We start from the raw sequence: 19685 nt of genomic DNA on the forward strand, positions 1-19685 counted from the left end.
CTCTTTATCATTTAAGTATATAATCTTTAGCGGAGGTTACTTAAGCTTATCTTTACTAAAAAGATATTGTAACTAAGGAGTAAAACACCTTCTTTCCTATTGTTTAAACAGGCTCAAAAATGACCGTAGTAACGTGTTAGTCGAATATTCTGTAATCCTTATATTTCTCTAACAATGTAAGAAACTATCACCTTTCAACTTCGGTCCACTAATCGCACAACTCTCTTTAGACAAAATAAATGACTATTTTCAAAGTACATATTGTCTTCATTCTGACCAAAACCAACCCTATCTAGATTTTTATTTCCACATAACTTTAAGGCAAAAATAAGCCTTCACAAAGGGATACACTACATTGGTTAGTATGTATCGTAAAACTTACCTTTATAACCATTCTTTTTTACTAGATATACATGAAAACTATCTCACATATAAAGGTCTGATATCATTATTTATATCAGTATTTTTTTCGACATTTTTTGTCGAATTGTGTATATTTCCATAGAACTGTGTAAATATACATTTTGTTTTACGTTAAATAATATTGCTTTGAACATAATTCTGTTTGTCTGAGAACGCGTATAGAAACGGAGGGATAACAAAAATAAATAGCTTATAACAAATACTTTTAATATTCCATTTGTTCATGTGGAATAAGTCCCCAATGGACAAATGAATGTTCAGAGGAGGAAAAATGAAAAAACTTTTTAATGTATGTTTAATTGTATTCGTACTATTTTCGCAACTTGCTAGTTTTCCATACAATCAAGTAAAAGCGGAAACCTTAACAGGAGATTCCTTATTTGACACTGTTGAAATGAAAGATGCGACGAATCATATTATTGACGAAGCAAAAAATCCTAACAATTTAATAAAGATAGGATCAACCATTCAAGTAGAATACGCTTGGTCAATAAAGGATCAACAAGTTGCACACGCAAATGATACAGCAGTAGTTCAAATACCACTTGCATTAAAAGTATCTAAAGATTTGCAAGGGGATTTAGTAACAGATCAAAAAAATATTGGTCAATATTTTATAACAGCTAAAGATAATAAACTAAAATTAATATTTAATGATCAAGTAGAAAATTTGAAAGACGCTAAAGGAAAAATTAAAGTTGATACCGTGTTTAACTCAACTTTAAAACCTGGGGAAAAATCAGTTCAAATCGCTTTTCCTTTAGGAACAATGGTTCAGCCTATATCAGTTCCTGTTCAAGTAGAAAACTCTAAAGAAGATGGCACCAAACAGGATACTAATAAACAAGCGCAAGATCCAGTAGCTAAACCTGTTACTGACAATCCGGAGCAAGATCCAGCAACTAAAACTGTTACTGATAATCCGGAACAAAACCCAGCAACTAAAACTGTTACCGATAATCCGGAACAAAACCCAGCAGCTAAAACTGCCACTGATAATCCGGAACAAAACCCAGCAGCTAAAACTGCCACTGATAATCCGGAACAAAACCTAGCAGCTAAAATTGCTACTGACAATCCAGAACAAAAGCTATCAAGCGACCCTGCTGAGAATACAAATTCAGGTCCAAAGCAAATAACAACAAACATTTTAACCGGTGTAAAGTTGACGGATAAAGACGGAAAACCATTTACAGAGGATAACCGTCCAAGTACAGATTCCCCTGCCAATATTGAGTTTACATGGGAACTTTTAAAGTCAATGAATGTGAAAAATGGAGATTACTATATTTTTGATCTTCCTAAACATTTTAAGATTTACAATACAATTAACAGTCCTTTATATGATAGTGAAAACCATCAAATTGGTAATTTTACTGTTACAAAAGATGGAAAAGTCACGATGACATTCAACGATTATGTTGAAGAGCATCCAGATGTTGCTGGTAACCTACAATTAAAGACAGAATTTAATAAAGCTGAAATTAAAGGTACAACAACACAAGAAATTCCTTTCCCGATTAAAGATAAGGATGTTTCTATTACAGTTGACTTTAAGCCTAATGTACAAACAGCTACGAATAAAAAAGGATTACCTGATAGACCAATTAATACAAATGAAATTAATTGGAAAGTAGAGATGAACAAAACGCAAGACACCCTTAAAAACGCTATTTTTAAAGATAACATTCCACAAGGTACAAACTTAAATAAAGATTCTATTAAAGTTTATTATTTAGAAGTTGATGTTAATGGGAATGTAACGCGTGGTGCAGAAGCTGAGCCAACAGATTACAATATTATTTCATCAGATGGCTCAAAATTGGAGATTGCTTTTAAAGATTCTATCAATAAAGCATATCAAATCGAATATGCCACAAAAATTACTGATGAAAATATTAAAAGTTTCCGAAATAACGTTACGATAACGAGTGATAATCAAAAGCAACAAAACGCAAGCTCTACTGTAACGGTTTCTCGTGGTACACACTTAAATAAAACAAGTAAATATGATCCAAAGACGCAAACAATTGAGTGGACAATTACTTACAATGGTGATCAAAGAGAGATCAAAAAAGCAGATGCGATTTTAAAAGATATTTTTGACGATACACACGAACTAGATGCAAATTCTATTGTTGTAAAAAACGCTTCATATAATGAAAAAGGAACGCTTGTAACAGGAGACGCTGTTAATAATTACACTGTAAGTAACAAGAAGAATGGCTTCGATTTACAGTTTAATGATGATATTAATAGTGCTTATGTGATTACCTATAAAACCAAGCCAACTAATAAAGTTATAGAAGATGGAAAAGTAAAAAATAAAGTTACAGCTGATAATGATTCAAGTAAAGAAAATGAAGCTAGCTTCAAGCAGCAAAATATTATTAAATCTAATAATAAAGCTGAAACAAATTATAAAGACAAAACAACAACTTGGACAATTATAGTAAACAATAACAACTATCCATTAAACAACGCGATCATTACGGACACCTTTGATCATGGTGGATTACAATTAAAAGATAAGAAACTAGAAATTAAAGACGGAAATTATACCCTTCAGGCTGGGACTGACTATATTTTAGATACAACAGATAAAGGCTTCAAAATTACTCTTATAGGTACGTATCAGTCTAATATGACAAAGACATTAGTTGTAAAATATACGACAGACTTTGATTATACAAAGCTAGAAAGTGGTAAAACTTCATTTAAAAATACAGGTAACCTATCTTGGATAGATACGGATTCTAATCCACAATCAAATAAAGTTGAAGCTAATTTTGATCCTGATACTTTCACAAAAGCAAATGGTTATAAATACGGTTCTTATAACGCCCAAACGAAGGAAATTACTTGGATAATAGGCTTTAACTATAATAATGTTGAGATTAAAGATCCTTATGTTATAGACGTCATACAAGATAAACAAAAGTTAGTGCCTGGATCCATTGAAGTGCGCGATATGATTTTAAATGGAAATCCTAATAATGCACAACCTGGTAATGCTGTACCAACTGAGCAATATGAACTTGAAGAACCTACAGAGAACAATAGAAACACCCTAAAGGTTCATTTCAAACAATCAATTAATTCACCTTACTATATTATCTTTAAAACAAGCCTTGATGGTGAACTTATCCAAGGTACCTACAAAAACGAGGCAGATTTAAAAGATGGCTCTAAAATTGTAAACACCCTTACAGGTGACACTCAAGTAAATAAAGGTGGCAGCTTTGTTACTAAAAAAGCTGTGCAAGACGACAACTATATTAATTGGAGTATCGCAATTAACGAAAGCCAATCAACCATTGCAGATGCCGTTGTAACAGATGACCCAACCGAAAATCAGGTAATTGTGGAAGATTCATTCCACTTATATCCTACAACTGTTGATCCATATGGAAATTTAACAAAAGATACAGTAAACGAATTAAAAGAAGGAACAGACTATAAACTCAAAATAACAACAGACAATAATACCGGAAAGCAACATTTCGAAATTGCCTTCTTGAAAAAAATTGATCGAGCTTATATTTTAGAATATCGCTCACTTATTAATGCAGACGATAAAGAAAAAGTAAGTAATAAAGCGAAAATCACAGGCAATAAGTTGACAGTTAAAAACACAGAAACTACTGAAACGATTGAAGTGAGAATGTCTTCTGGTTCAGGCGGAGGATCTGCTACTAAAGGCCGTGGAAACCTTGAAATTATAAAGGTAGATAACGACAATAAAAACGCACTATTAGCTGGGGCAGAATTTACTTTATACGATCGTACAGGTAAAACTGTTATCCGTAAAATTACAACAGACAAAGACGGTATCGCTAAATTTAATAATTTAAAACGCGATAAATATTTATTAAAAGAAACAAAGGCTCCTGAAGGCTATGTAATTAGCTGGGATTTAAAACAAGGAAAAATTGTTGAACTTGGTACACAAGAGACTACAACATATAAACTTGCAAATAAGAAGTTTGTCGGTAAAGTAGTTTTAACAAAGTCTGATGACCTGAATAAAAACGTCACACTGCAAGGTGCCGTTTTCACACTACTTGATAAAGATAAAAAAATAATTTCAGAACACGAAAAATTAACAACAAATGATAAAGGACAAATTACTGTAGATAATTTAAAACCAGGAACTTACTATTTAAAAGAAATAAAGGCTCCTGAGCATTATCAATTAGATGATCGACTTATTGAATTTACAATCGAGGAAGATCAAACAACAGTAATCAATAAAACGGCCCAAAACAGCTTAATTAGAGGCTCAGCTATCCTAACAAAAGTTGATAAAGAGGGTAATACTTTAGAAGGTGCTGTATTTAGTGTACGGGACCAAAATAACAAAAGAATTCCTGGTTATACCAAATTAACGACAAATGGTAACGGACAAATCGAAGCGAAAAATTTACTTCCTGGAGAGTACCAGTTTGTTGAAGAGAAAGCACCTGAACATTATGAAATAGATAAAAAACCGCTTAAATTTACAATTGAAAAAAGCCAACAGAAAGCACTTACTGTTACCGCGACAAATCACCTCATTAAAGGTGGTGTCACTTTAACGAAAGTCGATGATGTCGATGGCACTGCCCTTGAAGGTGCTGTATTTAAAATTGTCGATGCGAATGACGAGAAACAAGTAATTCGTGAAAATATAAAAACAGGTTCCGATGGAAAAGTTACCGTTAAAGATCTAGAGCCTGGTGTTTATAAATTTATCGAAACAGAAGCTCCTAAGGATTATACGTTAAGTACAAACCCTATCGAGTTTACAATTGATAAAAGCCAACAAGCTCTTGCTACTGTTACGGCAAATAACAGCTTAAAAACGGGCGAAGTTGAATTATTAAAAGTTGATGAGTTTGGTGAGAAAAAACCACTTGAAGGTGCAGTATTCAAGCTTGTCGATACAAATAATAATGACGTTTCCCCTTACACTAACTTAACTACTGATAAACACGGTAAAGTTAAAGTTAGTAACCTACGTCCTGGTACGTATAAATTCATTGAAATAGCTGCTCCTGAACATTACGTTTTACGAGCAGAACCTATTGAATTTACAATCGATAGAAGTCAGAAAGAAACTCTACTTGTGAAAGCTGAAAATGCTTTAAAACCAGGAGATGTTGAATTAACAAAAGTTGATGATATCGATGGTACAGCTCTTGAAGGTGCTGTATTTAAAATTGTTGATGCAAATGATGAAAAGAAAGTCATTCGCGAAAATGTAAAAACTGGTGCGGATGGTAAAGCTATCGCTACTGGCTTACGCCCTGGCGATTATAAATTTATCGAAGTAACAGCACCGAAGTATTACGACAAAAATACAAAACCAATTAAATTTACGATTACAGAAAGTCAAACAACTCAGGCTACTGTTACCGCTAAAAACAGCTTAACAAAAGGCGGTATTGAGTTAACAAAAGTGAATGCTGCAGATGAAAAGGAAACACTTGAAGGTGCAGTATTTAAAATCGTTAATAGAGATACTAATGAAGATGTTCGTACGGACCTTGTTACGAATAATAAAGGAATGCTAGTTGTAGATGACTTACGTCCTGGTAACTATAAACTTATCGAAACAAAGGCTCCAACTTATTACGATGTAAATGTAGAACCAATTGAATTTACAATCGAAAAAGGACAACAAAAACTCCTTCCACTTACATTTAAAAATAGTTTAACGAAAGGAAAAGTTAAACTTATTAAAGAAGATGATGTGGAAAGTAGTAAAGCTCTTGCCGGCGCTGTATTCACATTGCAAGACCCAACTGGCAAAGAAATTATGAAAGATTTAACAACAGATGATCACGGAGTATTAGTTATTCCTGATTTAGCACCAGGGGATTATCAATTTATCGAAACAAAAGCCCCTGAACATTATAAATTAGACAAAACACCTATTAAGTTCACAATTAAAAAAGGTAGTAAGGAAGATCTTCCTATCCCTGTTACTGTAAAAAATAGTTTACTTACAGGTGGCGTCACTTTAACAAAAGTTGATGATGTTGATGGCACTACTCTTGAAGGTGCAGAATTTATAATCGTTGACGCTCATGATACTAAAAAGGTAATTCGAAAAGATTTAACGACTGATAAAAACGGTAAAATTACTGCTTCTGATTTACGTCCTGGAGACTATCAATTTATTGAAGTAAAAGCTCCAAAAGACTATACCTTAAGCAAAGACCCTATTCCGTTCACTATCGAAAAAAGTCAAAAAGAGAATATTACTGTTACCGCTACTAACAGTTTAAAGAAAGGTGCAGTAACATTAACAAAAATTGATGACATCGATCGTACGATGCTCGAAGGTGCAATCTTTAAGATTGTGGATATGAATGGTAAGGAAGTTCATACGAATCTTGTTACAGATAAAAACGGAAAAATTTCTGTTTCTGATTTACGCCCTGGAGACTATCAGTTCATTGAAACAAAAGCTCCTGAGCACTATGTATTAGATGAAACAACGATTCCATTTACAATTGAAAGAAGTCAAACGAAAGAGATCAATGTTACAGGCAAAAATGCTTTGAAAAAAGGTAGCGTTGAACTAACAAAGATTGACGATATTGATATAAATACAAAACTTTCTAACGCCGTATTTAATTTATTAGATGCAGACGGTGAGCTAGTTGAAGAAGGCTTAAAAACAAATGCTGAAGGTAAAATTGTTGTTGAAAATCTACGTCCTGGTACGTATCAATTCGTTGAAACAATTGCTCCTGAACATTACGATTTAGATAAAAAACCTATCGTATTTACAATTAAAAAGAGCCAAACTGAAACTCTTCATATCACTGCTACAAATGCTTTAACAAAGGGTGCAGTTAAACTTTCTAAAGTAGACGATATTGATGGCACTGTTCTTAAAGATGCAGTATTTAAAATTGTTAATATGAACGGTGATGTAGTTCATAAAGACCTTGTTACAAATGAACAAGGAATAATCGAAATTAACGACCTACGTCCTGGTGATTACCAATTCATCGAAACGAAAGCTCCTAAGCATTACGTTTTAGATGAAACACCAATCAAATTCACTATTGAAAAAGGACAGAAGAAAGTTATTTCTTTAACTGCTACAAATAGCTTAAAACAAGGTAGTATCGAATTACTTAAAGTTGATGATTTAAACACTCAAACAAAACTTGCCGATGCGGTATTTAATTTACTAGATCAAGATGGCAAAGTACTTAAAACAGATTTAAAAACAAACAGTGAAGGTAAAATCGTTATCGAAAACTTACGTCCTGGTACGTATCAATTCGTTGAAATAACGGCTCCTGAACACTATGATTTAGACAAAAAACCAATTATATTTACAATTGAAAAAAGCCAAAAAGATATTGCTACCGTTACTATGAAAAATAGTTTAACAAAAGGCGGCGTGGAACTTTCTAAAGTGGATGACGTCGATGGCACTACTCTTGAAGGCGCAGTATTTAAAATTGTGGATATAAATGGCACTGTAATTCGCAAAGATCTTGTTACGAATCAACAAGGTAAAATTAGCGTTTCTGACCTACGTCCTGGTGATTATCAATTCATCGAGACAACGGCTCCGAAACACTATGATTTAAACAAAGAGCCAATTCCATTCACAATCACAAAGAGCCAAGCTGATCCTATCTCCGTTACAGCTACAAATAGCTTAACGAAAGGCACTGTGGAACTTTCTAAAGTAGATGATGTAGATGGTACTGCTCTTAAAGATGCGATATTTAAAATTACTGATATGAATGGTAACGACATTCGCACTGAGCTTACAACAGATGTACATGGAAAAATTTCTGTTTCTGATTTACGTCCTGGGGACTATCAGTTTATTGAAACGAAAGCTCCTGAACACTATAAATTAGATAGTACACCTATTAAGTTTACAATTAAGAAAAGCCAAAAAGAAAAGCTCCAAGTTACTGCTACAAATAGCTTAACTGAGGGTGCTGTAGAATTAATAAAAGTGGATGATATAAATCCAGATACAAAACTTTCTGATGCAGTGTTTAACATCATCGATGCGAAAGGTAAAATTGTTCGCACTGATTTAACTACTGATAAAGATGGGAAGATTTCAGTTTCTGATTTACGTCCGGGAGATTATCAGTTCATTGAAACGAAAGCTCCAACTGGCTATGATTTAAACGTTAAACCAATTCCTTTCACAATTACGAAAGGACAATCTCAGGTTACCTCTGTTACAGCCTTAAATAGTTTAACAACAGGTTCAATTGAGTTAACTAAAGTTGATATTGATCACCATGGAACACTTGAAGGTGCCATTTTCAATATTTTAGACCAAGATGGAAAAGTCATCCGAGAAGGTTTAAAAACAGATCAACACGGAAAAGTAATCGTAAATGATTTGAAACCTGGTAATTATCAATTAGTAGAAACAAAGGCTCCTAAAGGCTATCAATTAGATGCATCACCAATAAACTTTACAATTGATAAAGCCCAAGCTAAGCCACTACAAATTACAGTTTCAAATAAAAAAATTGAATCTTCTTCAGGTGGAGATGACAAGCCAATTACTCCTCCAAATAAAGAAGATAACAAAGGCAATGAAACATCTGAGAAACACGAAAACGGAACTTCCGAAGAAACATCGAATAAAACAGATAACAAACATCAAGATGATCGAAATACGGATAAGCACCTTCCAAATACAGGTCATAAAGAAGACCCTACACAAACAGTAGGTATTGTTCTTCTACTAGCTGGATTATTAAGTATTTTAGCTACAAAACGCAAAAAAAATTATTAATAATTTTTTCACATCCAATCAATCTCTCAATTGATTGGATGTTTTTTTATACAAAAAGGACGATACATAAAGTATCGTCCTTTTAACGGGGTGAGGCTGCCCAAAAGTACGGAAAACCTTTGAACAGCCTCTTATTTTCATATGGATGCCTTACATATATCACTGATAATAATTATGAAATGCGGAAACATAATTACCATCAACTGATTCAAACATGAGAAATGAAACCCTACAGTGGTTCCATTCCTCTACATAATCTAAAGTTTGGGTACACTAGATTCATGCAATGTAGGAGCTTTCAGAGTAGAAAGCGAACCTTCGTTTAAAATGATAGCATACATATCTCCCTCAAAAATATGCAAATATGCATATATCGTTTTTTTATTTCTCAATGTCAGAATATTGAAAAATAAAAGGTGTGAAGGTAAAATAAAGTCATTATCCGTCTTCTTTTGTCAGTCAGAGAGAATAGAAGAATAGGAGAGGAAAAAATGAGAAAATCATTGAAACAAAAAATAGTAAGCTCTTTGCTTGCTGTATCACTTGCTGTTAGCTTAGCTCCAATTGGGCAAGCAAAAGCGGATTCCACGTCAGAGGTTACACAAACTCCATCTATTACAAAACAGATTGATCCAAACCGCGCGATTGAACATGTTCGTTTCTTATCTGAAACAATTGGTCCTCGCCCCGGTGGAACAAAATCCGAAGAATGGGCTTCTCGTTACATTGGTATGCAGCTTAAATCAATGGGCTATGAAGTAGAATATCAACCATTTCAGGTGCCCGATCAATACGTTGGATTCATTGAATCACCCCTATCAACAAAACGTAATTGGCAAGCTGGTGCTGCTCCTAATGCACTAATTTCTACAGAAGCTGTTACAGCTCCCCTTATCTTTGTTCAAGGTGGGACAAAATTAGAAGATATTCCAAATGAAGTAAACGGTAAAATTGTTTTATTTGAAAGAGGAACGACAGTTACCGACTATAATAAACAAGTTGAAAATGCTGTTAGCAAAGGTGCAAAAGGTGTTCTTTTATACAGTTTAATTGGCGGACGCGGAAATTATGGACAAACCTTCAATCCCCGCCTAATGAAAAAGCAATCTATCCCTGTCTTTGGTCTTGCTTATGCGCAAGGAAATGCATTTAAAGAAGAAATCGCTAAAAAAGGGACAACAATTCTTTCCCTAAAAGCGAGACATGAATCTAAATTAACATCTCTAAATGTTATCGCCAAAAAGAAACCAAAGAAGAGTACAGGTAATCAAAAAGCAGTCGTTGTAAGCTCGCACTATGATAGTGTTGTCGGAGCACCTGGCGCAAATGATAATGCTTCTGGAACTGGATTAGTATTAGAACTAGCTCGTGCTTTTCAAAATGTAGAAACTGATAAAGAAATTCGCTTTATTACCTTTGGTTCTGAAGAAACTGGATTACTTGGTTCGGATTATTACGTGAATAGTCTATCCCAAAAAGAACGCGACCGTATTTTAGGTGTCTTTAACGCCGACATGGTTGCAACAAATTATGATAAAGCAAAGAATTTATATGCTATGACACCTGATGGCTCTACAAACTTTGTAACAGACGCTGCCTTGCAAGCAGGTAAACAACTAAATAATAACCTCATCCTACAAGGTAAATTCGGTTCTAGTGATCATGTTCCATTTGCTGAAGCTGGTATTCCTGCTGCTCTATTCATTTGGATGGGTGTCGATAGTTGGAATCCATTAATCTATCATATTGAGAAGGTATACCATACACCTCAAGATAACGTATTAGAAAACATTTCACCTGAACGAATGAGAATGGCATTAGACGTTATCGGAACAGGAGTTTATAACTCGCTTCAAAAACCTGTTCCTCAAACTGAACAGAAAGCTGCTTAATCATTTAAAAGACCACTGATTTTATCGGTGGTCTTTTATTGAGAAAAAATATATATGCATAAAAGCATATTTTATCCTACCCATTATCGTATACAATATTAATTGTAACAAATCTGATTACAACTAATAAGGAGGCTTTTTCTATTATGAAAAAAATGATTTTAGCAGGTGCATTAACTTTAGCAGGAATTACTGGAGCTACTGCGTTTATTCCTGAAACAAAAGTCGCTGCTGCCGCTCAAGAACAAAGCTTTACAAAATTTTATTCTTTGCAAACTGGAGGTAGTTCTGAACAAGAACCTATTTTCCTTCAAAAAGGACAAGAACTAACAATTCATCCTAACAGCAAAACTCCTAGTTACAGTGTTTATGACTCAAATCATAACCTAATTGGACGTTATTCTGATGGTTACGGCCGAATTTTCACTGCAAAAACAGATGGAAATATGTATGTTCAATTTCATGCACCTTACGTTTACTATAGTCCTGTTAGTTTCTCTGTTACTTATACTATTCAATAAAAAAGAGGTCCTTTATAGGGCCCCCTTTTATTTCTCTTGCCAATTCACTTTTACAAATCCATCTTTTACTGTTAATCCGCTTATATTCAATACATATTCTTCATTTGCTTTTAAAGTAACTGTAAAAGTACCTTTTTTCGATTCACAAATTTCCTTTAACTCTTTTATACCTTCTCCTTGTCTTTCATACACACTAAAGCATAAGTTTCCTCGTTTTGCATCTGTCTCATAAGAAAATGTCACTTCTGTATCCTTTTCATACTGAAATTCAATATCCTTACTGGCAATATCCCATGATGAGAATTTTGCCTCATAACTTGTTTTCCCTTGCTTCTCATTTGCTAAATATATATCCCCGGCTCTCCACGCGTCATCTAACGTTTGTGCAAAAGTAAAACCACTAAGTAATACAAACATTGTGCTTGCCAATATCGCAACTAATGTTCCTTTCTGTTTTTTAACAAAATTCACCTTACATTCTCCTTCAACCTTCTTTTTACTTCTTCTTACCATATATAATAAAAACCCAATAAAGAATGGCAATATAACTGCTAAAATACTCCATCCTTTGCTCATTTGATGTGCTTTAGCATCTGTATATACCCATGATGCAACACATATTAAAAGTGCTATAAAAGCTAAAAACATCGTCACTCCAGCTACTTCAAATAGTACAAACGGATTAGCGAACTCTTTCATGTAATCTATACTCCTTCTTTAAAAATGACTGTATTACAACATATATCGGAATGTATACATGCATCATAATCACAATGGCTATCAACATAGGAATTTTATAATCCAAATGTGTGACAAATTGTTCTATAACAATTGTTAACAAAACAATCCAAATGGTGTGAATACAAATCATCCATTTCCTCTCTAACTTCTGAGCCTTTCGCACGCCCTGCTTCGTGTTATTTATTAGCTCTTCGCTTGGAGTTATCTCTTCTGCTAAGCTACTCTTTACCTTCTGTTCAAATTTATCTTCTGTCATAAACGAACCCCTCCAAATGTTCTCGCATTTGCTTCTTCGCATAATTAAGGCGATATTTCACTGTACCAATCGGTATATTTAATATTTCGCTCATTTCTTTATAAGAGTATTGTTCATAATAGTAGAGTACGAGCACGGTTTTATATTTTTCATTCAATAGCTGTATAACTTCCCGTATCATTTCCGCTTCCACTTTTTGAATAAATTCTTCTGATATATTTACATCATCTGCGAAATCTATTTCTCCACCATCTTCTTTATGAAATAAATCTAAGACGCGATCTTTCCATCTTTTCTTCTTGCGGTAAAAGTCATAAAATGTACGAACGCAAATTGTAGTAATCCACTTTTTATAATTATCCACATAAAAAAGTTGGTGCCTTGATGAAAAAACCTTTATCCACGTCTCTTGAAAAATATCTTCCGCATCTTCTTTCGTTTTCGCTAACTTATAGCATAAGGAATATATTTGCTGCTTATATATATCAATTAATTCTTCTATCTTTTCTTCCATCATAAACCTCCTGTCATTTATATAAGACGACGCAAATTCCCCTTTTGTTTGATAAATTTTTTTTATTATCTCCATACAAAAAGGCAATCACAACATTGTGTGATTGCCTTTTACTGAAAGCGAAAAATCGGCTCCGCTTTTCTTTATGTCCAGCTCTGCCTCCTAGCCCCTTCTGTCTAAGAACCTTCCCCACGAGAAGATAAAATGCATCTTCTGTGGGAAAGAACCTTAGCCTTCGGGACTAAACAGTCGGCTCCGCTTTTCTTTATTGTCCAGTTCCAGCGGCTAGAATACTCGGTGGCTTCGCGCCTTCCTCCGAGGCAAAGTACACCTCTCTGTCAGGAGCTCCATCCCCCTCCTATTCTAAACGAGCCGCTTCCGCTTTTCTTCATTACATTTTTTCTGGTGCAGATACTCCTACGATTGCTAATGCATTTTGAAGTGTAGTGCGTACTGCTTTCATTAACTCGTAACGAGCTTTACTTAATTCTACGTTATCTTGGTTTAATACTTTTTCTGCATTGTAGAAGCTGTGTAATGTTGCTGCTAATTCAAATGCATAGTTTGTAATACGGTGTGGCAGACGTTTTTGTGCTGCATCCGCAACTACCGCTGGGAATTCACCAAGTTTTTTCAGTAACTCTACTTCTTTCTCAGAAGTAACAAGTTTATAGTTCACATCTCCATCTACAGCTAATCCTAATTCTTCGCCTTGACGAAGGATACTGCATACGCGAGCATGAGCATATTGTGCATAGTATACTGGGTTTTCATTAGATTTTGATACAGCTAAGTCCATATCGAAGTCTAAATGAGAATCACCGCTACGCATTGCGAAGAAGTAACGCATTGCGTCCACGCCTACTTCTTCCATAAGCTCACGAAGTGTAACTGCTTTACCCGTACGCTTACTCATCTTCATTTTTTCACCATTTTGGTATAGTTGTACCATTTGGATGATTTCTACTTCAAGCGTGTCTTTATCGTAACCAAGTGCTTGAATAGCAGCCTTCATACGAGGAATGTAACCGTGGTGGTCAGCACCCCAAATGTTGATTAACTTATCAAAACCACGCTCTAATTTATCACGGTGATACGCGATATCTGGCGTTAAGTATGTGTAAGAACCGTCGTTTTTAATTAATACACGATTTTTGTCATCGCCGTAAGTCATTGAACGGAACCAAGTTGCGCCGTCTTCTTCAAAGATCTCTTCACGCTCTTTTAATACAGCAAGAGCTTGATCGATTTTTCCGTTTTTGTATAGTGATGTTTCTGAGAACCATACATCAAATTTAACACGGAAGCTTTCTAAGTCTTTTTGAAGTTTTGCTAATTCATATTTTAAACCGTACTCACGGTAGAATTCATAGCTTTCTTTTTCATCAGCTTTCGCATAACGATCGCCGAATTCTTCTGCTAAACGTTTACCAATTCCAATGATATCCGCACCATGGTAACCGTCTTCTGGCATTTCTTTATCTAAGCCTAAAGCTTGCATGTAACGAGCTTCAACAGAAAGAGCTAAGTTATGAATTTGGTTACCAGCATCATTAATGTAGTACTCACGAGATACATCGTAGCCTGCTTTTGCTAATAGGTTACATAAAGTGTCACCTACTGCCGCACCACGTGCATGTCCTAAGTGAAGGTCACCTGTTGGATTAGCAGATACGAACTCAACTTGTACTTTTTCACCTTTACCAGTATTCGTTTCACCGTAAGCTTCACCAGCGTTTACGATTGTTGGAATTAAATCTGTTAAGTAGCTATTATCCATATAGAAGTTAATAAAACCAGGACCAGCGATTTCGATTTTTTCAATAGAAGCTTTTGCTTTATCGAAGTTTGCAACTAGTTCTTCTGCAATCATACGAGGTGCTTTTTTCGCAACGCGTGCAAGTTGCATTGCCATATTTGTAGAGAAGTCACCATTTGTTTTATCTTTTGGAGATTCTAATACAACGTTTGGAATCTGTTCTTCTGTCGCTAATTCTGCCTTTAATACAGCAGCCTGAATTTCTTCTTTAATCAATCCTTTTACTTGTTCTAAGGAATTCATTATTTTGCCTCCTTCAAATTAATTGTAATAGTATATCTGCCAGCTTCTTGTTCACTTAGAAGCAATGCGTAAGTTAAGAAGAGTTGTCCTTTTTTCTTTTCATCCGACCATTTAAAAAGAACGTTATCAGTCTTTGTTTGCAATGCAAACGTACCAAGTTCACTCGTATACGTACCAGTTGTCCATTCACCTTTCACATGCGTCTGACGCATAGAAACAGCACCTGAACGCATAATGAGAACTTGTTCATCTTGAATTTTAATAATTGTTTTCACTTCGCCTTGTTCGTTCGGCTCCTGGAATGTTACATATGTACCTTGACCTTTTACATAGTATTGACCATTTGCTTCAAAAGCAACGGTTTCCTTCCTCGCCCCTTCACGGATTTCTGTTACAAAATGAACGTGTACCGGCAAGCCTGCAAGTTGTTTCTCCACGTCTTGCACACCTTTCAAATGTTATAGATATTAAATACTACTTATAATAAATCACTTTTCCTATCATATCAAAAAAAGACTCTGTCTGTCTGCTGAAAAATCAGGAAAACTCCATTTCAAAAAATAATTCACTTCTACTTTATTTCATATGATAAAATATTTTTTAAATCTAAATATTCTTTCAATTAAAGAGGTGAATATAGTGATACCAACAAAGTTAAAAAAGGGTGATGAAATACGAGTGATTTCACCATCGTGTAGTTTAAGTATTGTTTCAAATGAAAATAGAAAACTTGCTATAAAAAGATTAACTGACATGGGCTTTCAAGTTACATTCTCAAAATATGCTGATGAGATAGATCGATTTGCTTCCTCCTCTATTTCTTCCCGCATTCAAGACCTCCATGAAGCATTTGGAGACCCTAATGTAAAAGCTATTTTGACTACACTTGGCGGATACAACTCAAATGGTTTATTGAAACATCTCGATTATGATTTAATTCGTGAAAACCCGAAATTTTTCTGTGGTTATTCTGATATTACTGTCTTAAATAATGCAATTTACGCAAAAACAGGGCTTGTTACATATTCAGGACCCCATTTCTCTTCGTTTGGAATGGAGAAAGGGCTCGGGTATACAACCGATTACTTTTTAAAGTGCTTAACTTCTAATGAGCCTATTGAAGTCCTGCCATCTGAAACATGGAGCGATGATTCTTGGTATATAGATCAGGAAAATCGAGAATTTATTAAAAATGAAGGATACGTTTCAATTCAGGAAGGAGAAGCTACGGGAGATATTATCGGTGGCAATATGAGCACATTTAACTTACTGCAAGGCACACCATATATGCCAAATTTAAAGCACAAAATTTTATTTATTGAAGAAGATAGTTTAACTGGAACATCTACTCTTAAAACTTTTGATCGTTATTTACATTCCCTTATGCAGCAGCAAGATTTTGAATACATAAAGGGAATCATTATAGGAAAGATGCAAAAAGGTGCAGAATGTACGATAGAAGACATTCAAGAAATGATTGCTTCAAAACCTGAACTTGCACATATTCCTATCATTGCAAACGCAAGTTTCGGGCATACAACCCCGATTTTCACTTTCCCAATTGGTGGACGTGCAAAAATTATTTCTAACAAGGAAAAAACATCTATCACTATTTTAACCCACTAAAAAGGAGCGAATGAGTCGCTCCTTTTATGGTTTTTCTATTTTTTCCAACGCTTTTTGTGGAATAGATTCTTTCGGGATTTCAGCCCATCCTTTTCCTTGCATACCTTTTGCATAAATTTTTATAAACGCCCCCGTATGCAATTCACGGTTCATCATTCTTTTAATGATCTGTAACTTTCCGTCTTCTGTATACCCTTTAAAAGTATACAAGTATTCTCCGTCTTTTTTCTCACCTTTATCTATAACCGCATAATAATCTTGTATTTCTTTATTTGAAAAGAAGTTGTCTACAAAAGCATGTACACCTTCTGTTTTTGTGTTCAAATAATACGCTGTTCCACCTAGAATAATGGCGAATATAGCTAAAACTTTAATTACCAATTTCATACATGAACCTCCTGTTTGCACTTCTTTCTCACTAGTATTATATCTATACTTGTATTATACGGAAAAGAGCATACTATACTCTATCTAAAAGTCTTACACTTTCCTTACATTATTGTAAGGGATTTTTTCTTACAGCAAGTTCCCAAGAAAAAATTTTTCCGTTTCATACACTTTTATATTATTATTGAATGATACGAATTTTTATTACAAAAATCAAAGGAGACAGTTTTCAAATGGCTATCTTGCAAGGTTTAGCACTATTACTTGTTGTACTTTGTCTATTTACACTTTTTAGTTACCGTGCGCCTTATGGAATGAAGGCGATGGGTGCTTTAGCTAATGCAGCAATCGCAAGTTTTCTTATTGAAGCATTTCACCGTTATATAGGTGGAGAAATGTTTCATAATGACTTTTTACAATCAGTAGGAGAAGCTTCCGGTAGTATGAGCGGTGTCGCAGCAGCGATTTTAGTCGCATTAGCAATCGGTGTTTCCCCCGTATACGCTGTTTTAATTGGTATCGCTACTAGTGGATTCGGTATTTTACCAGGATTTTTCGCTGGATACGTTTGTGCTTTCGTCGTGAAATTTCTCGAAAAGAAATTACCAGCTGGCGTGGAATTTTTAGCAATCCTATTTATCGCTGCACCAATCTCACGCGGAATGGCAATGCTTATGGATCCGCTTGTTAACGCAACACTCGGTAAAATCGGTTCTATGATTTCAGTTGCAACTACAGAAAGCCCTATCATTATGGGTATTATGCTTGGTGGATTAATAACAGTTATTTCTACCTCTCCACTAAGTTCTATGGCACTAACTGCAATGCTTGGATTAACAGGTTTACCTATGGCAATTGGTAGTCTTGCCGTTGCGGCCTCAGCCCCGATGAACTTTATTTTCTTTAAACGATTAAAAATTTGTTCAAAGAAAGATACAATTGCTGTAGCAATCGAACCTTTAACACAAGCCGATGTTGTCTCAGCAAATCCAATTCCAATCTATATGACAAATTTCGTTGGCGGTGCACTTGCCGGTATTATTACATCGCTATTCCAGCTTGTTAATAATGCACCAGGAACAGCATCACCAATTCCAGGTCTTCTTGTCCTATTCGGATTTAATGACGTTATAAAAGTAACGCTCGCTGCCGTACTATGTGGAATCGTTACCACTATTGTCGGATACATCGGATCTATTGTGTTCCGTAAATATCCAATCCGCTCTGCTGATGAAATTCGCGGAGTTACTTCGGAAGAGAAGGTTGCATAAGAAAAAGAGCTATTCCCATCGTTTGAGAATAGCTTTTTTTGTGTTGCGTAACGGTAAATGAAATTATATCGGCGGTTTTTTAAATATATCAGCGCAACTCGAATTATATCAGCGATTTTTTTAATATATCGACTTACCGACACATAACGACAAAATAAGAGCCCTCTAATCATATAGAGGGCTCTTACTTTATCTAGCTGCAGCGGCTAGAATGATCGGTGGCTTCGCTTCTTCCTTCGAGGCAAAAAGCGCCTCTACGTCTGAAACTCCATCCCCCTCACATTCTGAGCGAGCCGCTTCCGCTTTTATTTCACCCAACCGAGCAGCATTTCCCGCACGAATTTGCTTGCTGCGACTGGTGTTTGATCACTATGGTCGTAGACTGGAGCTACTTCTACTAAGTCTGCTCCAACTACATTTATATTTGAATTTGCAATTGCTACGATGGAATCTAATAATTCTTTAGATGTGATACCGCCAGCTTCTAACGTTCCTGTTCCTGGAGCGTGAGCTGGGTCTAATACATCAATGTCGATTGTGACATAGACTGGGCGGCCAGCAAGTTTCGGTAATACTTCTTTTAACGGTTCTAATACGTCAAATTTGTATAAGTTCATACCTACTTCTTTCGCCCATTCAAATTCTTCCTTCATTCCAGAACGAATTCCGAAAGAATATACGTTTTCCGGACCAATTAAATCACACACTTTACGAATTGGTGTAGAGTGGGATAAAGGCTCCCCTTCATACGATTCACGTAAATCAGTATGAGCATCCATGTGGATGATTGCTAAATCCGGATATTTTTTTGCCATTGCCTTAAAAATTGGCCAAGACACTAGGTGCTCACCGCCGAGACCTAGTGGAAACTTATCGGCATCTAAAAGTTTTGATACATACTCTTCAATCATGTCTAAGCTGCGTTGTGCGTTTCCGAATGGTAATGGGATATCACCCGCATCAAAATATTTTACCTCTTCTAGTTCACGATCTAAATACGGGCTATATTCTTCAAGACCGATTGATACTTCACGAATACGTGCAGGGCCAAAACGAGATCCCGGACGGTAACTTACTGTCCAATCCATAGGCATCCCATAAATAACTACCTTTGACTCTTCAAAACTTGGATGACTTTTAATAAATACTTTACCTGAATAAGCTTCATCAAAACGCATATTCTTTTCCTCCTTATGTGGAACTTAAGGTA

The 19685-nt window shown here is 35.2% G+C and carries 12 protein-coding genes; 5 read left to right on the forward strand and 7 right to left on the reverse strand.

Features of this window, described 5'->3' with window-relative positions:
• Nucleotides 1–694: 694 nt before the first annotated feature.
• From N2V80_RS26595 to N2V80_RS26605, 3 genes are all read left to right on the forward strand, one after another.
• Nucleotides 695–9205, forward strand: a complete 8511-nt coding sequence (locus N2V80_RS26595; RefSeq protein WP_061655676.1) for a SpaA isopeptide-forming pilin-related protein — start codon at nucleotides 695–697, stop codon at nucleotides 9203–9205.
• Between the two features lie 491 nt (nucleotides 9206–9696).
• On the forward strand, nucleotides 9697–11097 hold the full coding sequence (locus tag N2V80_RS26600; protein WP_061655677.1) for a M28 family metallopeptidase: 1401 nt from the start codon (nucleotides 9697–9699) through the stop codon (nucleotides 11095–11097).
• Between the two features lie 146 nt (nucleotides 11098–11243).
• Nucleotides 11244–11618, forward strand: coding sequence for a hypothetical protein (locus tag N2V80_RS26605; protein WP_000738221.1), 375 nt, complete (start codon nucleotides 11244–11246; stop codon nucleotides 11616–11618).
• Nucleotides 11619–11645: 27 nt separating this feature from the next.
• Here N2V80_RS26605 and N2V80_RS26610 read toward each other — a convergent pair whose 3' ends face one another.
• The 5 genes from N2V80_RS26610 to N2V80_RS26630 all read right to left on the reverse strand — a co-directional run bounded on the left by N2V80_RS26610 (nucleotide 11646) and on the right by N2V80_RS26630 (nucleotide 15628).
• On the reverse strand, nucleotides 11646–12317 hold the full coding sequence (locus N2V80_RS26610) for a hypothetical protein (protein ID WP_061655678.1): 672 nt from the start codon (nucleotides 12315–12317) through the stop codon (nucleotides 11646–11648).
• On the reverse strand, nucleotides 12301–12615 hold the full coding sequence (locus N2V80_RS26615) for a hypothetical protein (RefSeq protein WP_000133823.1): 315 nt from the start codon (nucleotides 12613–12615) through the stop codon (nucleotides 12301–12303). The genes N2V80_RS26610 and N2V80_RS26615 overlap by 17 nt, the downstream gene beginning before the upstream one ends.
• Nucleotides 12602–13129, reverse strand: coding sequence for an RNA polymerase sigma factor (locus tag N2V80_RS26620; protein ID WP_000391478.1), 528 nt, complete (start codon nucleotides 13127–13129; stop codon nucleotides 12602–12604). The genes N2V80_RS26615 and N2V80_RS26620 overlap by 14 nt, the downstream gene beginning before the upstream one ends.
• 391 nt (nucleotides 13130–13520) lie before the next feature.
• Nucleotides 13521–15191 carry an arginine--tRNA ligase gene (gene argS, locus N2V80_RS26625; RefSeq protein WP_061655679.1) on the reverse strand — a complete coding sequence of 557 codons (1671 nt, stop codon included), beginning with the start codon at nucleotides 15189–15191 and terminating at the stop codon, nucleotides 13521–13523.
• Complete coding sequence (locus N2V80_RS26630) at nucleotides 15191–15628, reverse strand: DUF1934 domain-containing protein (RefSeq protein ID WP_000414867.1); 438 nt, start codon at nucleotides 15626–15628, stop codon at nucleotides 15191–15193. The genes argS and N2V80_RS26630 overlap by 1 nt, the downstream gene beginning before the upstream one ends.
• Nucleotides 15629–15830: 202 nt before the next feature.
• Between N2V80_RS26630 and N2V80_RS26635 the strand changes: the two genes are divergently transcribed.
• The gene (locus N2V80_RS26635) at nucleotides 15831–16817 is read left to right on the forward strand and encodes a S66 family peptidase (protein WP_061655680.1); all 987 of its coding nucleotides are present in this window, start codon (nucleotides 15831–15833) and stop codon (nucleotides 16815–16817) included.
• 24 nt (nucleotides 16818–16841) lie between these two features.
• Here the strand turns inward: N2V80_RS26635 and N2V80_RS26640 are convergent, their stop codons facing one another.
• Nucleotides 16842–17204, reverse strand: a complete 363-nt coding sequence (locus N2V80_RS26640) for a YxeA family protein (protein WP_000779915.1) — start codon at nucleotides 17202–17204, stop codon at nucleotides 16842–16844.
• Nucleotides 17205–17437: 233 nt separating this feature from the next.
• Between N2V80_RS26640 and N2V80_RS26645 the strand changes: the two genes are divergently transcribed.
• Nucleotides 17438–18475 (forward strand): PTS sugar transporter subunit IIC, encoded by a 1038-nt coding sequence (locus tag N2V80_RS26645; RefSeq protein ID WP_061655681.1) that lies wholly within the window; start codon nucleotides 17438–17440, stop codon nucleotides 18473–18475.
• Nucleotides 18476–18780: 305 nt separating this feature from the next.
• Here the strand turns inward: N2V80_RS26645 and speB are convergent, their stop codons facing one another.
• The gene (speB, locus tag N2V80_RS26650; RefSeq protein ID WP_001209831.1) at nucleotides 18781–19653 is read right to left on the reverse strand and encodes an agmatinase; all 873 of its coding nucleotides are present in this window, start codon (nucleotides 19651–19653) and stop codon (nucleotides 18781–18783) included.
• Nucleotides 19654–19685 lie beyond the last annotated feature (32 nt).

Source organism: Bacillus sp. FSL W8-0640 (assembly GCF_038007725.1).
GTDB classification, from domain to species: domain Bacteria; phylum Bacillota; class Bacilli; order Bacillales; family Bacillaceae_G; genus Bacillus_A; species Bacillus_A cereus.

What these genes read in the sequence shown, in the direction of transcription:
- N2V80_RS26595 (WP_061655676.1), top strand. Translation starts at nt 695, where the DNA reads ATGAAAAAACTTTTTAATGTATGTTTAATTGTATTCGTACTATTTTCG.
- N2V80_RS26600 (WP_061655677.1), top strand. Translation starts at nt 9,697, where the DNA reads ATGAGAAAATCATTGAAACAAAAAATAGTAAGCTCTTTGCTTGCTGTA.
- N2V80_RS26605 (WP_000738221.1), top strand. Translation starts at nt 11,244, where the DNA reads ATGAAAAAAATGATTTTAGCAGGTGCATTAACTTTAGCAGGAATTACT.
- N2V80_RS26610 (WP_061655678.1), bottom strand. Translation starts at nt 12,317, where the DNA reads ATGAAAGAGTTCGCTAATCCGTTTGTACTATTTGAAGTAGCTGGAGTG.
- N2V80_RS26615 (WP_000133823.1), bottom strand. Translation starts at nt 12,615, where the DNA reads ATGACAGAAGATAAATTTGAACAGAAGGTAAAGAGTAGCTTAGCAGAA.
- N2V80_RS26620 (WP_000391478.1), bottom strand. Translation starts at nt 13,129, where the DNA reads ATGGAAGAAAAGATAGAAGAATTAATTGATATATATAAGCAGCAAATA.
- argS (WP_061655679.1), bottom strand. Translation starts at nt 15,191, where the DNA reads ATGAATTCCTTAGAACAAGTAAAAGGATTGATTAAAGAAGAAATTCAG.
- N2V80_RS26640 (WP_000779915.1), bottom strand. Translation starts at nt 17,204, where the DNA reads ATGAAATTGGTAATTAAAGTTTTAGCTATATTCGCCATTATTCTAGGT.
- N2V80_RS26645 (WP_061655681.1), top strand. Translation starts at nt 17,438, where the DNA reads ATGGCTATCTTGCAAGGTTTAGCACTATTACTTGTTGTACTTTGTCTA.
- speB (WP_001209831.1), bottom strand. Translation starts at nt 19,653, where the DNA reads ATGCGTTTTGATGAAGCTTATTCAGGTAAAGTATTTATTAAAAGTCAT.